3 protein-coding genes are annotated in these 3,727 nt (G+C 53.2%); 2 read left to right on the top strand and 1 reads right to left on the bottom strand.

Annotated features, from left to right (window positions below):
• Window positions 1–1,015: transposase (locus ACP96_RS15790; protein ID WP_082222602.1), on the top strand; the 1,015-nt coding region annotated here is incomplete at its 5' end.
• A gap of 372 nt (window positions 1,016–1,387) precedes the next feature.
• Complete coding sequence (locus ACP96_RS15785; RefSeq protein ID WP_050034059.1) at window positions 1,388–2,584, top strand: tyrosine-type recombinase/integrase; 1,197 nt, start codon at window positions 1,388–1,390, stop codon at window positions 2,582–2,584.
• Window positions 2,585–2,956: 372 nt separating this feature from the next.
• Here the strand turns inward: ACP96_RS15785 and ACP96_RS18260 are convergent, their stop codons facing one another.
• Window positions 2,957–3,358, bottom strand: a complete 402-nt coding sequence (locus tag ACP96_RS18260) for a dual specificity protein phosphatase family protein (RefSeq protein ID WP_082222601.1) — start codon at window positions 3,356–3,358, stop codon at window positions 2,957–2,959.
• Between the last annotated feature and the right edge of the window lie 369 nt (window positions 3,359–3,727).

The raw sequence follows: 3,727 nt of genomic DNA, 5'->3' as shown, positions 1-3,727 counted from the left end.
GAATAGGATTTCAACAGAGCCGAATTTTGTTATTCAGAAAACATACACGCGTGCGAAACCCCGTCTGAACGAACTCGAACACGATAATGGCTCGCGGTTCGGGACGAGAGCGGAAGTCGCGCTAGACATGACCTACGTCGCCTATTATGGCGATCGTGACGAGATGGAATGGGTACAGGGCGCACCAGAGGATAAGGAGTATTCTTGGTGCCACAAGTTTGCGACGGCTGTGATCGTCGGTGAGAACACTCACTACGTCGTGGGAGTCCACCCGCTTGGAAGTACTGAACACGCTGCGACGGATGACTACGCTGGAAAAGATAGATCATACTACGTCGGGGATGTTGCACGGCGACTCATTTCGATCGCTGATGACTACGTCAACATCAGGATGGTGTACGCTGATCGGGAGTTCCATGCGGCCGACGTGATAGAGACGCTTACTGCGAGAGATATCGACTACGTAATCCCTGCCCGGAAAGACAAACATCGGATTGGACCGATGTGCGATCAGTTCCAAGAGCTAAAACAGGGATACAATGAGCCGGATGATACGTCTCTGTACGTAAAGACGGATTTCCCAATTCATGGTGCGGTCAAAGGAGAGGTGTCGAATACGAAGGTCTACACGAACGTCGTGGTGCTCCCTCCGGATGAAGACGATGATGCAAACGAGGATGGGTCACCACAACCGTTCATCACGAGTCTTGATGTGAGCGATGAGCTTGCGCTGGATCGTCGGTGGGCGAGAACACAGATTGAACAGTACAGCGATCGGGGAGCAATCGAGAACTCATACTCGTCGATTAAAGATGCAGCTGCATGGACGACGTCGAAGGAATTCGAGGTCCGGTGGTTCCACTTCGCATTCGGCTGTGTGGTGTACAACATGTGGTTACTGGTGGATTTTCTGACACAGGAACGAATCGGGGAGATTGAAACGCGGAAGAAGCCGCGGATAACGCTCAGACGGTTCCTCAAATGGCTGGACAAGGAGTTGGTCGCACTCATATAGAATCCGGTCCGGGCTCGCCCTTCGTGAGAGGCATCACTCGTTGTGGTCGCGTATTTTTGCCGATCATCGATAAGTAGAATGGTATTCTTCGTATTCTGATGATTTCTTCGGCGCTCTGACGGGTAATTCTCGGCGAGATCTGGCCGTTTAGGGTCGATCCCATGAACCTCTTGGGAGGGATTCGCAACCCACAAGACAGATCTCTGTATATCGCTATACGATTTATCACAGATACACAGTATCGAATTATGTTCGTAGAAGTCTTATAAATACCGATATCAAGATATTAGTATCTCTATGATATCACTTTTGCTTACTCGAATAAGCACAAGTAGATTCTAGTGGGTCGCCGCCCTCGGGTCAGCCAACCAAATGCCTGAACCCCAGCCAACCGATGTTGACGCCCACAAACCCCTCCCAAAAGCCGTCGAAGAATGGGTTCAGAAAAAAGCCAAGCCCGGTGGCGGCGGCAACTACGCCCGCGAAGCCGACCGGGTTCTCAAAGCGTTCATCGACTGGACGCCCGACTCCATCGAGAGCGTAGGCGACGTCTCGCGACGTACAATGATGCAGTACGCCGAATACCTCCATCGTCGAGCCGACGCACGCGTCGCGGATCCAGACGATGAGGCGGGGATCACGGGACGGACTGCCCAACAGTACTACGCGCTTGTCCGTGCGTTCTTCACCTACTGCGTGAAGTGGGGGTATCGCGAAGAGAACCCCGGTGAGCACAAGCCGGCTATGGAGGAACTGCCCGATGCGTCGCTCGGTGCCGACAGTAACCGCCAGCAGTTCTGGAGTCCGCAGGAGCGAACAGCGTTCATTCGGTATGTAGATGAACGCGCGCACGACGCGATCACCGATCAAGGAAGCGACGCCGTCGAAGAAGCGCGTGACCGAGCACTCGTCTACCTGTTCGCGTACTCGGGTGCGCGGAGCGCTGAACTTCTTCGTGATCCCAATGATTCGCGCCGGACGGGTGTCACGTGGGCGGATGTAGATATCGAAGCGGGCGTGATTCAGGTATTGGGGAAGAGTCAGACAGTTGGAGAGGAGGTCCAGTTACCGAACCAAGCTCGCCCTGCCTTAGAGCGGTATCGCAAGATACTCGATCCACCAACTGAGGAGTGGCCCGTATTCCCGACACGCCACGCGCCGTCTTTGTACAAGTGTGCACGTACGAAACTCGGCGATCGCGTGGAGAGCTTAGAGGCGGAACTCAAAGCAGACAATCCAGACGCAGTACTACGTCGGTATGAGATTCCGCCGCCATCGATCACGACTGAGACCGTTCGAAATATCTTCCGCCGACTCTGTGACGAGGGTAAGATCCCTGTCGAGGGGAAGCACAAATACTTGAAACCGCACGGAGCACGCCGCGGCGCTGGCGAGGCTCTCTATCGGGCAGAAGGTTCGTCGGCAGCTCAACGTGCGCTCCGCCACGAAGACCCATCCACCACATCAAAAATGTACAGCCACATTGAGGCGAGCGAACAGGCGGAAGTCGCGAGTGACGCGTTTGAGAAAATCGACGAAAGCGCCACAACTGAGGACGATACCAGCTGAAAGCAACACGATATTTGATTAAGTCTCAACTGTTGAATCCGCAGCAGGCGGCGGGATAGTGTCGCTCTGAATATGGGATCGAAGCGGGGGAGCAGAATGTTCTAAACTACTCTTTCACTTCGTTAAGCAGGCCATGTCGCTGGCTCAATAGTGCTGTGCTGCCAGTCCAAGGCAGTGATTAACCCGACTGGCAACGGATTTTCCAGTTGGAAGCATGTAACGCGCCACTCTTTGCGGATTCACAAGAATGCGACGTACCGCGAGGTCGTCGGGTGGGTGAGTAAGGTGGATCGCGTTCGTGATCTGTTACAGCTGTCGTGCACGGCATTTGCCCCTACTCTCAACGCTGTATCTGGCTTAATCCTGTGTTCTTTAATTTGCATACCTCTGTGCGTAGTTTTCCAGTGTTGGTTGTGGACTGATGTCGCCCATCTTGCAGCGGTCAAGTGCATCCTCAAAATCAATGCTCTCAACAACACATAGGACAGCAGCTGCCACGGCCACACTTCTGCTCTGGCCTGCGCCACACACCACTGCAACCGTATCACCCTGTCTGTACCTTGTCACCGTTTCTTTGGCGGCAGTTTGGAAGTCTGTGTACCGGCAGCTAGGATCATCACGCAGTGGGATGTGGATGTTGCTGTGCGGTTCTGTGTATGCTGTGCTACAGGTAGTCGACAGATTGACCAGCGTGTCGTTCTTCTGGAGCTCGATTGCTTCTATGTCATTATATCGACCTACATACAGTCTCTCTTCCTTGTCCACGTTTCTCATTGTCTTTTCTGTTCTTGTAAATCACGACTAGTAAGTTCCTCGGCGTAATTAACCAGTTATCCTGAAAGCTAATTACGCCCGGTCTGCCTGTTGAATCCGCAGAATGCGTCGGGATCGGGCTACTCTATGCTCGGCTCAGGAGTGCTGTGGAGAGAATTCAGAAATGGAATCTTGGCAGAAAGGGAGGGGATCAAGACCGCTGAGTGGATCGATCCAACCCCTCGACGACGAATATCGAGATAATCGCCCCTTCAGAGATAGTGATCCCTGTGCCGTCATTGGATTCAACAGAGCACACTAGCGGGGAAAACGTTGGTGTCCAATAGGGCAACTAGTATCACGTCGTCCGTAGTTGGATAGCAGTTCCAT

The sequence above is a fragment of the Halorubrum halophilum genome (assembly GCF_000739595.1).
Classification (GTDB): Archaea; Halobacteriota; Halobacteria; order Halobacteriales; family Haloferacaceae; genus Halorubrum; species Halorubrum halophilum.
This window is presented reverse-complemented; position numbering and strand designations above follow the sequence as displayed.